Raw genomic sequence first — 17,045 nt, 5'->3', positions numbered from 1 at the left:
ACAAAAGAGAAGCTAGCGGGCCCGGGCCAGGGCCGGAACCAATCAGTGTTCGGTCGATTGGGCTGACACAGCTCATGCCGCACGGGAAATGACCATGGCCGACGACGCAAAGACACCCCCCTACATCTACGAAGGCGTCGAGCCCGTGCCTGAGGCCAGGTCGACAATCACAGAAACGATCACGGATGTGAAAGAGGCGGTGACCGAGACCGCGCACCGCATCGGCGGTGCCATCGAGTCCGGCAAGAAGCCAGGGATGCCGTTGAGCATCCTGGCCAATGTGGCGCGGGAAGCGCCGCTGGGGTCGCTGCTGGTTGCTTTTCTGCTGGGCGTCGCCGTGGCGCGCCGGCGCTAGGTGTCAGCGAATCCGGGCCGGCACCAGATTGACCGGCTTCGTGGTCCGTAGCGATGCCGGCTGATAAGCCGAGGCAGGCGCAAAGACCGACTTGCAGCCATCGCTTAGCTGAGACTTGTTGCGGATCATGCAAGCCGTGACGCGATCGACATCCGGGATTTCCGAACTGCACAGTCGCATCGCATCGCCCGTGCAAAGCTGTTCCTGCTCGGCGCTGTAGGCGTGGCAGACGGTGGTCAGCATGCCGAATGCAAGAACAGTGGCGGCGGCGAGCTTGGCGGTGGTGAATGTCATCGTGTGTCCCTCGATCTTGTGTCCAACCGTGCGCCGATCGGCGCGTCGTTGGAACGATGGGATAGAGGGCGTGCGCTTCAGGCGGTTTGCGCGGAGGCGAGGAAATGGTTTCTTCGACCGCGGTTTTGTTTCATTGCTCGTGACGGACGAAACACAGCCTGAACGAAACACAGCGCGCCGGTCGGAATCCCACCCCTGATGGACATCATTCAGAAAATCTCGGCGCTGATCGCCGCGCAAGCCGATTGGGCTGGACCGCTTGGCTTCGTCATCGCCTTCTTCGGATGTCTGGTCGGCTCCAGTTTTGTCGTTCCGGCTGCGGCCATCGTGACGGCGACCGGCGTGCTGATCGGTGCCGGCGTGGTATCCTGGACTTTCGTCCTCTGGGCCATCGGCGGCGCGGTGCTCGGCATGAGCGTGTCCTATGAGCTCGGCAAGCGGTGCGGGCCGCGACTGCTGGAGATGCGGATGCTCCAATCGCGTCAGCAACTGGTGGCGCGGGTACGCGGGCTATTCGAGCGCTACGGCATCGCGGCGATCATGGTCGGCTACCATATCGGGCCGGCGCGCGCGCTGGTCACCAGCGTCGCGGGCATCGCCGGCATGCCGCGTCTGAAGTTCGAAACCGCCAGTATCGTGTCCGCAATGGTCTGGATTGTCGATCATGCCTTGATTGGCGTCATTCCCGGCACACTCATCGACGCCGACAGTCCATGGTTGCTCCCGGTGACATTTGGAGCGCCGGTCATCGTGATCGTGCTCACGGTGTTGTTGCTGCGCAAGGCGTTCTAGCAAAAGCGCCAATGCGTCGCATCACGCCGCCTTGGATATCTTCTTCTTGAGATGGCCGGTGTCGTGATCGCGGCGGAGTTGGCTGAGCGAGGTGTCGTTGAGTTTTACCAGCACTTCGCTGAGCGTGAGCGTGTCGGGATGCCCGGCTGCGAAGAATTTGCCGTAGATCTTGCGGAGTGTCGCCAGTGTGGTGTTGCCGTATTTCTCGGCTATCGCGCTGTCGTGCGCGTGAAGGTGATCGCCGCCGTCATGCTTCATGTTTCGCTCCCTGCCGGGATCGCATGATCTCACACCTTGATCAGTGCAGATTGCGTTCGGCTGAGCAGACTAGGCGCGGTCTTGTGGAGAGTACAAGCAGTTCACGTGTGCTCGGGAGCAAGCGCTCAGGATGGCTCAGCCCCGCGCCCCGGGGCGCTTGCGCTGCACAACGATCTTCATCTTCTGACGGCCCTTGCTCGCCGCGGCGCGGGAGCGTGAGCGACGCGGTTGCTCACGCGCGGCAGGCTTGTCGTCAGTCGCCGAGGTGCTGGCAAAAGACTGCCGGAGAGTGTCGAGCGTGGAGGTGAGGGCGCCGACCTGCTCGTTGAGCTTGCGCGCTTCGTTCTGCTGCGCTGTCATCAGACGCTGCATGGTCTGCAACTGATCCTGCACGACCTGAAGCTGATCGATCGACTGCTGCTGCGTGGCCTCGATGCCTTTGGTCTTTTCGATCAGCTGTTCGGACGCCTGCGCCACACGGGCCTGTTGCAGGCGCGATGCGGTGAGCCGCTCCGGCTCCGGCGTTGCGCCGCTATAGCTGCGCCACGTAAAGATGCCGCCGATGCCGATCACGACCAGAAACAGGGCCGCAGCCGCAACCATGATCGGCTGCTGGCTAATGCGCCAGGTGTGACTGGGTTCGGACGCGTAACTGTGCTGGGAAGCGCTCGGCATGATTTCGACCATGAAGCTCGAAGTCCTATGGCGTGTGATCGTTCCAATCCGCGACAAAACCATCCAGAACGCGTGAATTTCGGGAGGTTCGCGGCCAAGTTCAACGAAAATAAGGCTCGGGTGGCAATAACGTGGCCTAACCCAGGGCAGTGCGCGAATGGCGCTCCCTAGCAGTGCCAACGGGGCTGTGCATAACATCTTGAAGTAGCGAGGAAAAGTGCGAATTGTTTGACATTTTCTTGGCCTTCGCCGACAAAAACGTCCAACAAAACGTCCAACATGGGGCAAGGATGGGCGAGCATCTGACTAAGCGAAATGGAACCTGGCACTTCGTGCGTCGCGTGCCGGAAGAGTTCGCGAGTTATGACAAACGCGGCATCGTGAAGCTGTCCACCAAGGTACGCATTGCTCGTGACAGGCACGGACGGCGCGCCTCCCTGATCGCCGATCGGATGAATCTGGACCTTGAAGCCTACTGGCAGAAGTGCGCCGCCGGTGAAGCCGGCAGGGCGGCCACGGACCACGCCGAAGCGGTTCGGCGGGCGCGCATCCTCGACCTTTCATATCGCCCCGCTGCCGCCGTAGCGTTAGAAGCGCCAGCCGAGCTGAAGCGACGCATCGAAACCCTCGCCGAGGGCGACCGGTTGCATGATCCCGTGACGCGCGCGGCCGTGCTCGGTGGTGTTGCTGAGCCGCTTATCAAGCTTTCAACTCTGTTTGCCGAATTCGAGGCGGCCACGGCGACCGAGCGCATGAACTATTCACCGAAGCAGCTCAAGAAATGGAAGGCCGGCAAAGAGCGCGCTATTGAGATCCTGATCGAGGTGGTGACCGATAAGGCCCTTCAAGAGATGACCCGTGACGATGCGCTCAAGTACCGCGATCACTGGCAAGCCCGCGCCGTGAAGCGTGAAGTTGCCATCGGCACCGCAAACAAGAACATTACTCATATTCAGCGCATGGTTCGAACCGTCAGCCAGCGGCATCACCTGGACAAGGAGAGCCTGTTCGCCGGTCTGCGTCTCTCCGGCGGTGAGCGCGGGCAGCGCAAGCCTTTCGAGACCGCTTTTATCGTCGACACGATCCTGCGACCGGGAGGCTTCGACGCGCTGAACGATCAGGCGGTGGCCGCAGTGCACATCCTAATCAACACCGGCGCGCGACCCTGCGAGGTGTTGAACCTGCTGCCGGCGAATATCGTGCTCGATGCCAATATCCCCTATATCCGAGTGGTTCCCGACGGACGCGTGCTGAAGACGGAATCGTCGGAGCGCGACATTCCTCTGGTCGGCATCGCTCTCGAAGCGATGCGACGCTTTCCGAAAGGCTTTGCGCGCTACTTTGACAACGAGGACAGTTTCTCGGCAGCGGTCAATAAGCACATGAAGAAGCATGGCATGAAGCCTTCGTCGCGCCATTCGGTCTATTCGTTCCGTCATAGCTTTAAGGATCGGCTGCGCAATGCCGAATGTCCGGACGAGCTTACCGACGAACTAATGGGCCACGCCAGCGGCAAGCCGAAATACGGTGACGGCCACGGCCTCAAGCTCAAACTAAAATATCTGCAAATGATCGCATTGGCCTCTCCGGAACCGGACGTAACCTTGAAGGCAGTCGGATGACTGCTCAGGAGCCCAGTTGAGATTAGGTGGCGGAACGTCACCACCGAATTCCTAGCCTGCCGACAACTATTCACAACGCGCAATATAATTTCGCTGCAATGAAGTGAGCGCGATGACTGCAGGTCTCGGGAGCGTTTATCTCTGCGGCCCCGATAGGTTCACCTCACGCTCAGCCCGAAAAACATTGCTGTGCAGGCTGGCGATCCACTGCCGGCCGCTAGAGGTAACATTGAGATACCGGATCGCAAGCTGGATCTGCGGTGCAACGTTGGTCCAGTAGAACTGAGGAAATTTATAGACGATATCAGCTGGCGTTGCATAGCCGAGTGCCTTGTTCAGTCCGACCTCCTCGAACTCATGGAACAGAGCATTTGATTTCCTGATGTAATTAGGATCGCCGAGCTGGCCAATCAGATCCGCAGCACGCAACAGCAATCCTTCTTCCTCATCGAGGTCATCTCCTCCTCCGTTTGTTGCATCGATGTAGGGAAAGCGCGTGTATTCGATGGCCCGGGCAATCCGGGCGGCGTCGACTTCCTCCACGGCATGGAGCCGCTCAATCACAAAGAGCTTTGAGCGGTCGACATGGTAGGGTGCGAGCGCGGCATCGGAGGATCCAACCGGCAATGCAATTTTGCGCCCAGTAAGGTCCGCAACATAAGCGCCGTCTTCATCGCCTTGGATAATGCCCCGCACATATCCAATGTCATGGGTTAGGCAGGCCATAATAAAGTTCGCATAGTCGGTTGCGGTGGTGGTACGTTGCAGGGCACGCCCAGCCAGGATGTCGTTCCCGACCAGCGTAACCAGCATGGTATGTTCGATATTGTGATAGAGTGCGTCACTATTCCCGATGCACTCCAATGCCAGCCTAGCTGCAAAGGGCAGCAATTTCGTCAGATCGGAATGCGAGGAGCGGAAGCGGTCTTCGGTTTCCCGCGCGAGAAAAGAGCCAAGGGCTTGCGCCGTCAGTTGAGGAATTGTGATCATCTCGGCTCCCTATCTTGCCTCGTTGTTGTTGCACCATGATCGCCGGGTCCTCAGCGGTATCCTCCACCTTCAGCATCGTCAAAGCCTGAGTGCCTGCGGATTTCAACGGATGCTGCTAGTGAGAGTCCCCTGAGAGTTGGTTTGAATCAATGCTCTGAAAGCCAGAATCCCGAAGCGTTCGATGTCAAATAGAGCTGAGCGCTAGCGGCCCGCTGTCCCACCGAGCGCGTACTTCACCCCACCCCTTGGCCCGTCGGTGGGACTACATACAGCGTCAGTGCAAAAACTGCATAAATGAAGATGAGCAGGGCGCCGACGAACCAGGCCGAGCGGCCGCTGCTCGTAATGAAGCTCGCTGTCACGGTCGCAATCAAGACCATGGTGACGGCGCCGGGCCAGAATTGCAGGCTCATCGGCATTGGTCCGACGACATAGCTGAGTAGCACCAGGGCGGGGGCAACGAAGAGCGCAATCTGGGAGGCGCTGCCAAGCGCGATGCTAACGCTCATGTCGAGGCGGTCCTTGCGTGCCGCAGAAAAGGCTACGGCAAACTCGGCGGCGGCCCCGACCATTGAGACAATAATAAAGCCAACGAAGGCCGGACTCATTCCAAATGTTGCTGCGGCCTTCTGCACTGACTCGACGAAAATCTCACTTACAAGTGCAACCAGCACAGTGACAACAAGCAGTGTGCCCACCGCAAGGGCAATCGGCCAATGTTCCTCATCTTCGCTATGCGCGGCGCCTGCGAACAATTCCTTGTGGGTCTTCAGCGAGAACAGCAAACCTAGTGCGTAGGCAATGATGAGCAGGATGGCCAGGCCAATGCTGAGCTTCTGCATGACGGTCTCACCCTGCACAAGATCCAGGTCGGCGACCGCGGATGGGGCAAGCAGGGCGACGGTCGCCATGAGTAGGAGACCGGAGTAGAGCCGCGCGCCGGAGCGATTATATTCTTGGACATGGTAGCGCAGGCCGCCGAGGAGCAGACAGGCACCGAGCATGAAGAGGGCATTGGTGACAATCGCACCAGCAATTGACGCCTTCACCAGCATGTACTGGCCGGCACGTAGCGCGGTGATCGCAATGATCAGCTCCGTTAAGTTTCCCAGCGTAGCATTGAGCAATCCGCCGACGGCATCGCCGGTCTTGGCGGCAACCGCTTCGGTCGCGTGGCTGAGCAGGGCGGCCAGCGGCACGATGGCGAGAACCGAAAGCATGAACAGCAGCGTATGGGAATGCGGCGCTATTGCTTCCGCGACTAGTACGGCAGGCACGAAGATCAACATCCAAAGCAGCGGTGTGTGCTGAATTTGCTTGAGCAGGGGTTTCATGGCGGCGCCGTCTCCATATCGAATGCGACGGCGGAAACTCCGATCCCATCGCCGGACCGGTATTGATCTAGCTCAACAAGACCTCGAAGTTGGAAGAACGCGGACGCACTTCGACCGCTCTTCACCACATCCCCTACAAAATGCCGGCGTTGCGTCAGAAGCCGTCGGGAGGGCCAGATTTCTTCTGACGGTGCGAGGGCTATGCACATCATCAGTATCTAGATGCGTTAGGATTTGCCGACCTTGGATCTTAAGTGAGTGTGAGCATCAGGCTGACGATCTGGGGATCTTTCCGCGGGGCTGCCTTGAAGCCGAACCTGGTGAAAATCTTTCGCATCGCAGTGTTCTCGGGCAGAACTTCTGCGGTCAATTCTTTTAGCCCGGCATCGCGCCCGAGATTGATGAGGTGGCGCATGAGGATCGAACCCACTCCGCGCCCTTGCCAGCCATCGACGACCATAAACGCCATTTCGGCCCGATCTGGCTCCGAGACGATATATCGGCAACCGCCGATCAGGATATTTTGGCCGGTTTCCTCGACTCGCGCGATCAGTGCGACATGGTTCTCAAAGTCGACGTCCATGAAGAAAGCGCGCTCCTTGTCTGAGAAATGGCGCTTCATGACGAAAAAGCGCCGCTGCAGCGACTGCACGCTGGCCTGCGCCAGCGCGGCGAGCATGTCGGGCTCGTCTTCGGGACGAAGCGCCAGGATATTCACCGGGCGGCCATCGCGTAACTGCTCTTGCGCGGCGTAGGTGGCGGCATCGGACATGGGAACTCCGCTGGCTGGTCGGGTACACTAGTTCGGACCAGTGCCAAGCAAACTGCGGTCGACGGACGGGTGCTTGATCTGGATCAAGACCGCGGGCGAGTGCAACGGTAACGCTCGCACGACCTGCACAGATCAAGGCGCGTCCGTGAGAACCGTCCGTCAATTTCTATCCGGAGACGTCATCATCCAGCTTGTAGTCCGGCTGGGACTGCTGGCTTTGCTGGTGACCTGGACATTTATCGTGATCCGTCCCTTCGTGCCAATTCTGGCCTGGAGCGGTGTCCTTGCAGTCGCCTTCTACCCCGCCTTCAACTGGCTGGCCAAATTGCTGGGCGGTCGTCCAAAGACCGCCGCAGTCATCCTCACCATCGTCAATCTTGCAGTTGTCGTCGGGCCGGCGACATGGCTAGGCTTGAGCGCAGTGGAGGGGGTGAGACAGCTCGCCGGTGAACTGACCGCCGGGAATTTAGCCATTCCGTCACCGCCCGAACAGGTCAAGGAATGGCGGATTGTCGGGCCGAAGCTCTACGAATTCTGGGGGCGGGCATCCAGTAACGTCCGGGCGGTCTTGCGTGAGGTTGCACCGTATTTGAAGCCCTTGGCGGGCACGATGCTCACACTTGCGGGCAGCGCCGGTGTCGGGACGCTCAAATTTCTCCTGTCTGTTCTTATAGCCGGCTTTCTCTTTCCCTACGGTCTTCAACTGGTCTCGGGCGGGAGGCGCCTTCTGTCACTTATCGTCCATGAGCAAAGCGAACATTTGCTGGATTTGGCAGGGGCGACAATCCGCGCCGTCTCCCAAGGCGTGATCGGCGTCGCGGTCGTACAGGCCCTGCTGGCCGGCATAGGCTTCAAGATGGCCGGCATTCCCAGCGCCGGCCTTCTGGCTTTCGCGGTCATGTTGCTGACTATTGTTCAGATTGGCGCAGCAATCGTCCTCTTTCCCGTGATCATCTGGATCTGGATGGACAAGGATTTCGCCACAGCGCTGCTGCTGACATTATTTCTCACCGTCGTCGGCATTCTCGACAACATATTGAAACCGCTCGTGATGGGGCGCGGGCTCACGACACCGACGATCGTCATCTTCATCGGAGTCATCGGCGGAACGCTCGCGCACGGAATTGTCGGCCTCTTTATCGGGCCAATTGTTCTCTCGGTTGCCTGGGAGTTGATCGCCGCATGGATGCGTGAGGATCGTTCGCAACCCGCGCCGAACTGACTTAGACCCTTGACCTAGATCAACGTTACGCGCCGGGAAGCCCCTTGAATGAGCTTACGCGACGATGAGGTCGGAACATGTCGATGGAAACGCCAAACCTGCCAGGCGGCCCCATGTCTGGGCTTGTTGCCTCGGCAGTGGAGTACATGGTCGATGCGGGGCAGCGGAGCATGTTGTTCCTGGACGTCATGCGCCAACGCGGCGATCAGTATCGTGAGCACGTCGCGCAGACAGCGCCGCATGTATTGCAATATGCAGCCGAATTGATCATCGATGGTCGCGAACTGATCGAACCCGTCAACTATGCACTGGTCCGCATCGTTCCGCCAGATGACGTCGAAATCGATATCGAGCGGCGCCCCTTCATCGTGATCGATCCTCGTGCTGGTCACGGTCCGGGAATCGGCGGATTCAAGGCTGACAGTGAGATCGGCGTAGCGATGAGAGCGGGGCACTCCTGCTATTTCATCGGCTTTCTCCCCGAACCTATGCCGGGACAGACCATCGAGCGCATTGCGCGCGCCGAGGCGCAGTTCATCGAGAGAGTCATCAACCTGCATCCCAAGGCCGACGGCAAGCCCTGCGTCATCGGCAATTGCCAGGCCGGTTGGGCCGTCATGATCCTGGCGTCACTGCGACCCGAGCTATTCGGGCCTCTGATCATCGCAGGGGCTCCGTTGGCTTATTGGGAAGGCGTGCACGGCAAATACCCGATGCGTTATTCGGGTGGCCTCATGGGCGGCAGTTGGCTCACCGCAATGACCAGTGATCTCGGTGCGGGAAAATTCGATGGCGCGTGGCTGGTGCAGAACTTCGAGAGTCAGAACCCTTCGAACACACTGTGGACCAAGCAGTATAACGTCTACTCCAATATTGATACCGAGGCGGATCGCTATCTCGAGTTCGAGCGCTGGTGGGGCGGGCACGTCAATCTGAACGCCGAAGAAATCCAGTTCATCGTCGACGAGCTTTTCATCGGCAACAATCTTGCCGTGGGCAAGGTCGAGATGTCAGACGGACAAAAGGTGGACTTGCGCAACATCAGGTCGCCGATCCTGGTGTTCTGTTCCGAGGGTGACAACGTTACGCCGCCGCAACAAGCGCTGAATTGGATACTGGATTGCTATGCTGATGTGGATGAGATCAGGGCGTATGGGCAGACGATTGTCTATACCGTTCACCAAAGCATCGGCCATCTCGGCATTTTCGTTTCCGGTGGCGTCGCCAAGAAGGAACACGCCGAATTTTCTAGCAATATCGATCTCATAGATGTGCTGCCACCTGGTCTCTACGAAGCGACCTTCGAGGCGAAGGGCGAGGAGACCACGAACTCCGACCTTGTCGTAGGCCAATGGGTGATGCGCTGCGAGGCGCGGACGCTCGATGATATCAGGGCCATGGGTGGCAATTCGCCTGAGGACGAGCGGCGTTTCGCCGCGGCCAAGCGCGTCTCTGAGATGAATCTCGCAGCCTACCAAAAATTTGTTCAACCCTGGCTTAAGAACGCAGTGACGCCGCAGATGGCGGAGATGATGCGTAATTTGCACCCGTTACGACTGCAGTATGAAGCCTTCAGCAGCAAAAATCCGTGGATGAGCGCCGTAAAGTCCGCAGCCGAAGGCATTGAGGATAACCGTAAACCGGTCTCGAAGAACAATCCCTTCCTGGCATTCCAGGAGCAGATGGGAGAGCAAATCGTTCATCTGCTGGATAGCTGGCGTGACTCTCAGGAGGCGCTGAGCGAAGCCATGTTCCTCAACATCTATGGTTCACCGGCGTTGCAGGCGGCCGTCGGCATTGATCCGAAGTCCGAGCCGTCGCGTCGTCGGGAGATGTCGGATGAACACCGCTTGATGCTCGACAAGAGGATCGCTGAGTTAAAATCGAAGATTTCCCAAGGGGGCTTACGCGAAGCGACCTTGCGCTCATTGCTCTATGTGGGTTCTGCGCGGGGAATGGTCGATGAGCGAAGTATCGAGGCACTGCGTCAGGTTCGGAGCGATCACGCTGGAGCACGACTGACGCTGCCTGAGTTCAAGATGTTGGTGCGTGAGCAGTTCTTTATGTTGTTGCTCGATTCTGAAGGGGCGCTGGCCGCTATTCCGAAGTTGTTGCCCGCGGACGGTGCAAAAAAGCGATCGGCCTTCACGGCAATGCGTGAGATTTTGTCCGCCAGCGGTGACATCGCTGGTGAACGCGCGAGCCGTTGGGCGCGGATCGCCGGATTGTTCGGCGTCGACGCCGGAGAGGCGGGGGCGTCAAACGTTGCTGCGTTCGACCCTGAGGCACGAGCGTCGTAAAGAAATTTCAAACGGGGGAGCAACATCATGTCAACCGACGCAAGCCAGGCACAATCTCCCAGTAAATATGATCGATTGATCGCGTTGGCGCAGGCCGTGCCGCCGGTTTCAACCGTCGTCGTGCATCCTTGCGACGAAACATCACTACGCGGAGCTGTCGACAGTGCGAAGGCCGGCATCATTCGGCCAATCCTGGTCGGTCCCGAGCAGAAGATCAGGGACACCGCGGACAAGGGCGGATTTGACATCACGGGCTTTGAAATCGTCGATGCCGCGCATAGTGAGGACGCTGCTGCCAAAGGCGTCGAATTGATCCACGCAGCCAAAGGCGAAATGCTGATGAAGGGCAGCCTGCACACCGACGAGCTGATGCGCGCGGTGACGGCAAAGGCGGGCGGCTTACGCACCGACCGGCGCATCAGCCATGTCTTCGTGATGGATGTGCCGGCCTATACCGAGACCATTTTCGTCACAGATGCTGCGATCAACATCTTCCCGGACCTTGGTGCCAAGCGAGACATCATCCAGAACGCCATCGATCTCTACAATCAGGCCGGGTTCGGCCAGTCTCCTCGCGTGGCGATCCTGTCTGCGGTTGAAACCGTTACCGCCACGATTCCTTCGACGATCGATGCGGCAGCGCTGTGCAAAATGGCCGACCGAGGTCAGATCACCGGGGGATTGCTCGACGGACCGCTGGCATTCGACAACGCCATCGATGTTGAGGCGGCGCGGATCAAGGGTATCAAGTCCGAGGTCGCAGGCCGCGCGCAGATACTGGTTGTTCCTAACCTTGAGGCTGGCAACATGTTGGCAAAGAACCTGGCGTATTTCGCCAAGGCCGATGGTGCGGGAATTGTGCTGGGTGCCCGAGTGCCTGTTGTGTTGACGTCACGAGCCGACACGGCACGCGCGCGGATGGCGTCCTGCGCTATCGCGTCGCTCTATGCGCATGCCAGGCGTCAACGCGCGCCAACGGTCGCTGGGTGATAGCCATGGACACAATCCTTGTCGTCAATGCTGGCTCGTCGAGCGTCAAGTTTCAGGTCTTTTCGGTCGAGGGAGAGGGGAACTTAGACAGGCGGATCAAGGGCCAGATTGATGGAATCGGCAGTCGTCCGCGGTTACGTGCGAACGGGCCTAATGCTGAGCCGATGGCCGATCGTGTCTATCCGATCGAGGCCGTGGCTGACGTGCCAGCTGCGATGTCTGTCGCCGGCGCCTGGCTCCGCGAAGAACTCAATATCAACCCCGTCGCCGTCGGCCATCGCGTCGTCCATGGCGGGCCGGATTATGCAAATCCGGTATTGATTGATCACGGCGTCGTGGGGCGCCTGGAGCGATATGTTTCGCTGGCCCCGCTACACCAGCCGCATAACCTGGCGCCGATCAAAACGATCCTGAACAACTTCCCGGCTCTGCCGCAGGTCGCCTGTTTCGACACCGCCTTTCATCGCGATCACAACGCTCTCGCGGATCACTATGCGATTCCGTACGAGCTCCATGCCGAGGGCATCAGGCGCTACGGCTTCCACGGCTTATCGTACGAATATATCGCCAAGCGCCTGCCGCAGGTTGCGCCCGACGTCGCAGGCGGACGCGTGATCGTCGCCCACCTCGGCAGTGGTGCCTCGATGGGTGCGATCAAGAATGGAAAGAGTGTCGAGAGTACAATGGGCTTTACGGCGCTCGATGGGCTCGCGATGGGAACGCGTGTCGGTCAGCTCGATCCGGGAGTCGTTCTGTATTTGATTGCAGAGAAAGGCATGTCGGTATCGAAAGTGCAGGATTTTCTCTATCGGGACTGCGGCCTGAAGGGGCTATCTGGCGTCAGCAACGACATGCGTGAACTTGAAAGCAGCGGGGATCCGCGCGCGGCGTTTGCGATCGACTACTTCGTCTATCGAGTGGGGCTGCACGCCGGCATGCTCGCTGCCGCGTTGCAGGGTCTCGACGCCTTCGTGTTCACGGCTGGGATCGGTGAGAACTCGGCATCGATCCGGGCGCGCATTGTCGAGAGGCTTGCCTGGCTCGGCGTCGTGCTTGATCCGGCAGAGAATGCTGGACACGCAAGCAGGATATCGCGATTCGATAGCCGTATTCCCGTCTATGTCATTCCTACCGACGAAGAGCTGATGATTGCGCAGCATACGCTATCGTTGTTGATGAATCCGAAAACGCACGATCAGAAACATGAGAGAGTGTCATGAAGATTCCGGTATATCCAGAGACCAGTATCGCGTTGAAAGGCAAGAAGGGGCTCATCGTCGGTATAGCCAACGACCAGTCTATAGCTTGGGGCTGCGCCAAGGCCTTTCGGGCGCTTGGCGCCGACGTTGCCGTTACATATCTGAACGAAAAGGCCAAGAAGCACGTCGAGCCGCTCGCGGAGGCGCTGGAGTCTCCAATCTTCATGCCGCTTGATGTGATGGTTGAAGGCGAAACCGAGAAGGTGTTTGAGCGGATCGGCAAGGAATGGGGGCAACTCGACTTTCTTTTGCACTCCATTGCTTTCTCGCCCAAGAATGCGTTGCATGGCCGTGTGGTTGACGTTGATCGTGAGGGCTTTCAGAAGACCATGGACGTTTCGTGCTGGTCGTTTATGCGGATGGCGCACCTGGCGGAGCCGCTCATGAAGAACGGTGGCACGCTGTTCACCATGACCTATTATGGCAGTCAGATGGTGGTGAAGAACTACAATGTCATGGGTGTCGCGAAAGCGGCTCTCGAGGCCGCAGTGCGTTATATCGCGGCCGAACTCGGTCCAAAAGGCATTCGCGTGCATGCGATTTCGCCCGGGCCTCTGGCAACGCGCGCTGCGTCCGGCATTCCGGAGTTCGACGAACTGATGGACAAGGCGCAGTCGCAAGCGCCGTCGCGCAGTCTTGTCAGCATTGACGATGTGGGGAGGGCGACTGCATTCCTCGCGCTCGACGGTGCCAAGCTGATCACTGGAAGTGTGCTCTATGTCGATGGTGGCTACCACATTATCGATTAACGTGTGGCGTTCTTGCTTCAGCTGAAGTGTAGGCCGATTACCTCAGCGACGCAGGCAGGGCGCTTGCCGCCCTCGATCTCGATTGTCACGCGATAGTGGGTGCGCAAGCCGTTGGGTGGTACTTCCTCGGCTTCCGCTATGCTGACGCGGCCGCGCAATTTTGAACCGGCCGGCACAGGCGAGAGATAGCGGACGCGGTCCGCGCCATAGTTAAGGGTATTCTTCAGCCCCTTCAGACCCATCACTGAGCGGATAAACATCGGCGTCAAGCTCAGGGACAGCAGGCCGTGAGCGATAGTCTTACCACCCGGCATCTCCGTTTCCGCGCGCTCCTGGTCGACATGAATCCATTGCTCGTCGCAGGTCGCTTCCGCGAACTTGTTGATGCGGTCCTGCGTCACCTCAATCCAGTCGCTAACGCCGACCTCTGTACCGACGGCGGCCTTGAGTTCTTCAAACCCGTTGAAAATCCGCATGAATGTGATCCGATTCCACAGGTTACAGTTTCATTTCGGGAACTTTGTCTGGAACGACGAGCTCGGCCTCCGTCACCGCCAGTACCTCGGCGATGGTGACGCCGGGCGCCGTCTCCTGCAAAGTTGCGTTGCCGCCAGGAAAGGCGATGACCGCCATATCGGTAACGACGAGATCGATTGGCCGAACCGACGTGAGTGGTAGGTTGCATTTGGCAACAATCTTAGACTTTCCCTTGGCTGCATGTTGCATGGCAACGATTACACGTTTGGCACCACTAACGAGGTCCATCGCGCCGCCCATACCTGGCACCATCTTGCCGGGAATCGTCCAGTTGGCGAGCCGCCCGCCGGCATCTACCTGCAGACCACCGAGTACGGTGATGTCGACATGGCCACCGCGGATCAAACCGAACGACATCGCACTATCGAACGTGGCGGCGCCGGGCAGCGCGCTAATCGGCTTGCCGCCGGCATCGGTCAGCAGCGGATGAGCCATGCCCTGCTCGGGGATGGGACCGGTGCCAATCAATCCGTTCTCGGACTGAAAGAAAATGTTCAACCCTGGCGGCACATAGTTAGCGACCAGAGTTGGAATGCCAATGCCTAGATTGACGAGGTTGCCCGGTCGAAGCTCTTGCGCCACGCGGCGGGCGATAGTGGTTTGTGCATCCATAGATCACCCGTTCGCGACGAGGTAATCGACCAGGGGGGCGGGGGTAATAACGTGGTCGGGCGCGATGACGCCGACCGGGACGATATGCTCCGCGGTGACGATGACGGTGTCCGCCGCCATCGCCATGACCGGATTGAAGTTGCGGGCCGTGAGGGCGTAGGACAGGTTGCCGGCGTAGTCGGCAAGAAATGCGTGCACAAGCGCAAAATCGGCGCGTAGGGCGGTCTCGAGCAGATAGCTCTTCCCGCCCACATCGATCTTTTGTTTGCCTTCCTCGACCAGCGTCCCGACGCCAGTCGGCGTCAATACGCCACCCAACCCACAGCCACCGGCGCGAATGCGCTCGACGAAAGTGCCCTGCGGGATCAGATCAACGGTGATCTGTTTGCCCAGCATTTGCTGTTGAGCCTTCGGATTGAGGCCAATGTGGGTCCCGATCATGTGGGCTACCTGTGCGCCCTCGAATAGTTTCCCGACGCCTTTACCGGGGGTGGCCGCATCATTGCTGATGAGAGAAATGTTCGACTTCTTCTGCCGCACTAGTTCGTCGAGCAGGCGCTCCGGCGTTCCCACACCCATGAATCCGCCGACCATGATGCTTGCGCCGGTCGGGATCATCGCAATGGCATCTTCCAGAGAAACAGCCTTCATAATGGAGCTCCGGTCAACAGTCGATCAGGAGAGCCGATGGTGAAGAAGTGTCGGTGTACGAAGCCGGTGCTCCTTTGATCTGCGTCAAGACTTGTCATTATTTCCTTCGCGAACAGAGACTCCCACGCCTTCGAGGGCTTCCGCCCAGAGCTTGCGGATCTCTGCGTGGCGCTCTTCGAGAGTAGCGCTCACGGCTTCACGGAAGGGCGTCAGATTCGGGCTCTTTAGAAGAAGGATCTGTGCCTGCAGCAGGCGGCCGCTTTCAAATTCAATACGGCGCAGCGCCGTGACGAATGGATCATGCGTGTCGGCTTCGACCGGCAAGAGGGCGGCGGGCCGAATTCCAGCATGTATGGCATGCGCGCGGGCAGCCAAATCACCCGCCAGTGCCAGGGGGGGATCGTCAATGCCTTCGATGGGCTTTGGGAGCCATGTCGTTTCCCAAGACGCTGCCAAATAGCTCAGTGCAAGATCGGGTATCCATGATGTTGCGCGCAGCAACAGGGAAACGATTTCCGCTTCTCGATAGAATTGCGCATTCAATTCGGTCTGCCAGGCGGATTCGAGCTTGAGTGGCATGGCGAACGCGAAGTGTCGCGCCAACGCGCCGTGGGCCGAGATCAAGAATGCTGCGACGCGTGTTTGCTGATGTAAGGGCACGCGGCCTTCGGGGTCGAGTGGTCCGAAGAACGCCCTCATCGTATCGTTTCCTGTACTGGTATCGCTCGCAGATGGTCGTAGCCGGCTGGAAATGGAACGAGCTGCCCGCCGGCTTCTTCCGGAGCAATCCAGACAGCCTTGTTGCCTTGCCATCCCCCCGCCAGCACATCCTCTGCAAAGCGTGCGAGCAGGTCGGCGGTGAGCGCGGGTTTCTCCAGCGTAAAGGCATGGTAAGCGCGTTGAACGATGACAAGCGAGCTGTCTGGAATTTGGATACGCAGGGTCTCGTGGAGTGCACGTGGCGTCAGAAAGTCGAATTCACCGTTGAGGATCATCGTTGGTACGCCGATTAGAGGGAGTTGCGGCGTCAAAGGCTGGAAGTCGAGGAAAGACTCCATCAGATTCTGCAGGGCGTAAACGTCATTGATAAGCCAGCCTTGCCGCTTGACGTTGTCGAGCGTTTCCAAAACCGGCTTCAGCCACTGGTCGCTGACGTTCATTGGCAGCAGTAGGTCCTGAAGATAGCTGGTGCCGCCAAGGACTAACCCGGTTCGCAAAGCATTGCCGAGCAGATACAGTTGAGGCGGTAGCTCGGCAAAGCAGCTCATCGGCACCAGACCGGTCAACCGTTGGCCGTGTTCGATTGCATAGCGCAGTGCAATAAGGCCGCCGAAGCTGATGCCACTCAGAAAAATGGGACCGTCGCCGAGTTCTCCAATTAGGAGATGTAATGCGGCGACGTGGTCGTCCTGACGGATGAACAGCGCGGGCTTATCGGACGCACCTTGGCCGAGCAGATCGAACGTCGCGACGCGGAAGTGACGCGCCACCAGTGCGTCGCGATAGGCCGTCCATAATTCAGCGTATTGCGTCAGTCCGTTGACCAGAACGTAGACGGGCGCGTCCGTCGGTCCGTCGAGCTCATAACGTATCCGATATGAACCGTAGCTCAGGAAGGGCATTGCGCTGACCG

At 58.9% G+C, this 17,045-nt stretch carries 19 protein-coding genes; 8 read left to right on the top strand and 11 right to left on the bottom strand.

Going from position 1 to position 17,045, the window contains the following annotated elements; all coding sequences use genetic code 11:
- Window positions 1-94: 94 nt before the first annotated feature.
- On the top strand, window positions 95-355 hold the full coding sequence (locus AB8B20_RS04555) for a hypothetical protein (RefSeq protein WP_068736902.1): 261 nt from the start codon (window positions 95-97) through the stop codon (window positions 353-355).
- Between the two features lie 3 nt (window positions 356-358).
- Here the strand turns inward: AB8B20_RS04555 and AB8B20_RS04550 are convergent, their stop codons facing one another.
- Window positions 359-649 carry a hypothetical protein gene (locus AB8B20_RS04550; RefSeq protein WP_175368942.1) on the bottom strand — a complete coding sequence of 97 codons (291 nt, stop codon included), beginning with the start codon at window positions 647-649 and terminating at the stop codon, window positions 359-361.
- A 198-nt stretch (window positions 650-847) separates the two neighbouring features.
- Between AB8B20_RS04550 and AB8B20_RS04545 the strand changes: the two genes are divergently transcribed.
- Window positions 848-1,441: a DedA family protein gene (locus AB8B20_RS04545; protein WP_439071797.1), complete on the top strand. Its 594-nt coding sequence runs from the start codon at window positions 848-850 to the stop codon at window positions 1,439-1,441.
- Window positions 1,442-1,462: 21 nt separating this feature from the next.
- On the opposite strand, the gene AB8B20_RS04540 is transcribed toward AB8B20_RS04545, so the two are convergent.
- Both AB8B20_RS04540 and AB8B20_RS04535 read right to left on the bottom strand, forming a co-directional pair.
- Entirely contained in the window at window positions 1,463-1,699 is a 237-nt protein-coding gene (locus AB8B20_RS04540; protein ID WP_439071796.1) for a hypothetical protein, read from the bottom strand.
- 135 nt (window positions 1,700-1,834) lie between these two features.
- Entirely contained in the window at window positions 1,835-2,386 is a 552-nt protein-coding gene (locus tag AB8B20_RS04535) for a hypothetical protein (RefSeq protein WP_309946149.1), read from the bottom strand.
- A 212-nt stretch (window positions 2,387-2,598) separates the two neighbouring features.
- Between AB8B20_RS04535 and AB8B20_RS04530 the strand changes: the two genes are divergently transcribed.
- The gene (locus AB8B20_RS04530) at window positions 2,599-3,996 is read left to right on the top strand and encodes a molecular chaperone (protein ID WP_439071795.1); all 1,398 of its coding nucleotides are present in this window, start codon (window positions 2,599-2,601) and stop codon (window positions 3,994-3,996) included.
- Between the two features lie 135 nt (window positions 3,997-4,131).
- Here the strand turns inward: AB8B20_RS04530 and AB8B20_RS04525 are convergent, their stop codons facing one another.
- The 3 genes from AB8B20_RS04525 to AB8B20_RS04515 form a co-directional block, all read right to left on the bottom strand.
- Window positions 4,132-4,986 carry a metal-dependent phosphohydrolase gene (locus AB8B20_RS04525; protein WP_439071794.1) on the bottom strand — a complete coding sequence of 285 codons (855 nt, stop codon included), beginning with the start codon at window positions 4,984-4,986 and terminating at the stop codon, window positions 4,132-4,134.
- A gap of 233 nt (window positions 4,987-5,219) precedes the next feature.
- Complete coding sequence (cax, locus tag AB8B20_RS04520; RefSeq protein ID WP_120289492.1) at window positions 5,220-6,320, bottom strand: calcium/proton exchanger; 1,101 nt, start codon at window positions 6,318-6,320, stop codon at window positions 5,220-5,222.
- A gap of 250 nt (window positions 6,321-6,570) precedes the next feature.
- On the bottom strand, window positions 6,571-7,092 hold the full coding sequence (locus tag AB8B20_RS04515) for a GNAT family N-acetyltransferase (RefSeq protein ID WP_439071793.1): 522 nt from the start codon (window positions 7,090-7,092) through the stop codon (window positions 6,571-6,573).
- Between the two features lie 145 nt (window positions 7,093-7,237).
- Between AB8B20_RS04515 and AB8B20_RS04510 the strand changes: the two genes are divergently transcribed.
- The 5 genes from AB8B20_RS04510 (at window position 7,238) to fabI (ending at window position 13,612) form a co-directional block, all read left to right on the top strand.
- A complete protein-coding gene (locus tag AB8B20_RS04510) occupies window positions 7,238-8,314 on the top strand; it encodes an AI-2E family transporter (RefSeq protein WP_120290302.1) in 1,077 nt (358 codons plus the stop codon).
- Between the two features lie 77 nt (window positions 8,315-8,391).
- Window positions 8,392-10,614, top strand: a complete 2,223-nt coding sequence (locus tag AB8B20_RS04505) for a DUF3141 domain-containing protein (protein ID WP_439071792.1) — start codon at window positions 8,392-8,394, stop codon at window positions 10,612-10,614.
- 27 nt (window positions 10,615-10,641) lie between these two features.
- Window positions 10,642-11,604, top strand: coding sequence for a phosphate acetyltransferase (locus tag AB8B20_RS04500; RefSeq protein WP_120289498.1), 963 nt, complete (start codon window positions 10,642-10,644; stop codon window positions 11,602-11,604).
- Window positions 11,605-11,609: 5 nt separating this feature from the next.
- Complete coding sequence (locus AB8B20_RS04495; RefSeq protein WP_120289500.1) at window positions 11,610-12,824, top strand: acetate kinase; 1,215 nt, start codon at window positions 11,610-11,612, stop codon at window positions 12,822-12,824.
- A complete protein-coding gene (gene fabI / locus AB8B20_RS04490) occupies window positions 12,821-13,612 on the top strand; it encodes an enoyl-ACP reductase FabI (RefSeq protein WP_120289502.1) in 792 nt (263 codons plus the stop codon). The genes AB8B20_RS04495 and fabI overlap by 4 nt, the downstream gene beginning before the upstream one ends.
- Window positions 13,613-13,629: 17 nt before the next feature.
- Here the strand turns inward: fabI and AB8B20_RS04485 are convergent, their stop codons facing one another.
- The 5 genes from AB8B20_RS04485 to AB8B20_RS04465 form a co-directional block, all read right to left on the bottom strand.
- Entirely contained in the window at window positions 13,630-14,088 is a 459-nt protein-coding gene (locus AB8B20_RS04485; RefSeq protein ID WP_120289504.1) for a MaoC family dehydratase, read from the bottom strand.
- A gap of 22 nt (window positions 14,089-14,110) precedes the next feature.
- Entirely contained in the window at window positions 14,111-14,761 is a 651-nt protein-coding gene (locus AB8B20_RS04480) for a 3-oxoacid CoA-transferase subunit B (RefSeq protein WP_120289506.1), read from the bottom strand.
- Window positions 14,762-14,764: 3 nt separating this feature from the next.
- Window positions 14,765-15,412 (bottom strand): 3-oxoacid CoA-transferase subunit A, encoded by a 648-nt coding sequence (locus AB8B20_RS04475; RefSeq protein WP_120289508.1) that lies wholly within the window; start codon window positions 15,410-15,412, stop codon window positions 14,765-14,767.
- An 84-nt stretch (window positions 15,413-15,496) separates the two neighbouring features.
- A complete protein-coding gene (locus AB8B20_RS04470; RefSeq protein ID WP_120289510.1) occupies window positions 15,497-16,111 on the bottom strand; it encodes a hypothetical protein in 615 nt (204 codons plus the stop codon).
- Window positions 16,108-17,034 carry an alpha/beta fold hydrolase gene (locus tag AB8B20_RS04465; protein ID WP_439061637.1) on the bottom strand — a complete coding sequence of 309 codons (927 nt, stop codon included), beginning with the start codon at window positions 17,032-17,034 and terminating at the stop codon, window positions 16,108-16,110. Before AB8B20_RS04465 ends, AB8B20_RS04470 begins: the two co-directional genes overlap by 4 nt.
- Window positions 17,035-17,045: the final 11 nt, after the last annotated feature.

It is taken from the genome of Tardiphaga sp. 866_E4_N1_4, assembly GCF_052076075.1.
GTDB lineage: Bacteria > Pseudomonadota > Alphaproteobacteria > Rhizobiales > Xanthobacteraceae > Tardiphaga > Tardiphaga robiniae.
This window is presented reverse-complemented; position numbering and strand designations above follow the sequence as displayed.

Coding starts and splice junctions, on each gene's coding strand:
- AB8B20_RS04555 (WP_068736902.1), top strand. CDS start 95: ATGGCCGACGACGCAAAGACACCCCCCTACATCTACGAAGGCGTCGAG.
- AB8B20_RS04550 (WP_175368942.1), bottom strand. CDS start 649: ATGACATTCACCACCGCCAAGCTCGCCGCCGCCACTGTTCTTGCATTC.
- AB8B20_RS04545 (WP_439071797.1), top strand. CDS start 848: ATGGACATCATTCAGAAAATCTCGGCGCTGATCGCCGCGCAAGCCGAT.
- AB8B20_RS04540 (WP_439071796.1), bottom strand. CDS start 1,699: ATGAAGCATGACGGCGGCGATCACCTTCACGCGCACGACAGCGCGATA.
- AB8B20_RS04535 (WP_309946149.1), bottom strand. CDS start 2,386: ATGGTCGAAATCATGCCGAGCGCTTCCCAGCACAGTTACGCGTCCGAA.
- AB8B20_RS04525 (WP_439071794.1), bottom strand. CDS start 4,986: ATGATCACAATTCCTCAACTGACGGCGCAAGCCCTTGGCTCTTTTCTC.
- cax (WP_120289492.1), bottom strand. CDS start 6,320: ATGAAACCCCTGCTCAAGCAAATTCAGCACACACCGCTGCTTTGGATG.
- AB8B20_RS04515 (WP_439071793.1), bottom strand. CDS start 7,092: ATGTCCGATGCCGCCACCTACGCCGCGCAAGAGCAGTTACGCGATGGC.
- AB8B20_RS04505 (WP_439071792.1), top strand. CDS start 8,392: ATGTCGATGGAAACGCCAAACCTGCCAGGCGGCCCCATGTCTGGGCTT.
- AB8B20_RS04500 (WP_120289498.1), top strand. CDS start 10,642: ATGTCAACCGACGCAAGCCAGGCACAATCTCCCAGTAAATATGATCGA.
- AB8B20_RS04495 (WP_120289500.1), top strand. CDS start 11,610: ATGGACACAATCCTTGTCGTCAATGCTGGCTCGTCGAGCGTCAAGTTT.
- fabI (WP_120289502.1), top strand. CDS start 12,821: ATGAAGATTCCGGTATATCCAGAGACCAGTATCGCGTTGAAAGGCAAG.
- AB8B20_RS04485 (WP_120289504.1), bottom strand. CDS start 14,088: ATGCGGATTTTCAACGGGTTTGAAGAACTCAAGGCCGCCGTCGGTACA.
- AB8B20_RS04480 (WP_120289506.1), bottom strand. CDS start 14,761: ATGGATGCACAAACCACTATCGCCCGCCGCGTGGCGCAAGAGCTTCGA.
- AB8B20_RS04475 (WP_120289508.1), bottom strand. CDS start 15,412: ATGAAGGCTGTTTCTCTGGAAGATGCCATTGCGATGATCCCGACCGGC.
- AB8B20_RS04470 (WP_120289510.1), bottom strand. CDS start 16,111: ATGAGGGCGTTCTTCGGACCACTCGACCCCGAAGGCCGCGTGCCCTTA.
- AB8B20_RS04465 (WP_439061637.1), bottom strand. CDS start 17,034: ATGCCCTTCCTGAGCTACGGTTCATATCGGATACGTTATGAGCTCGAC.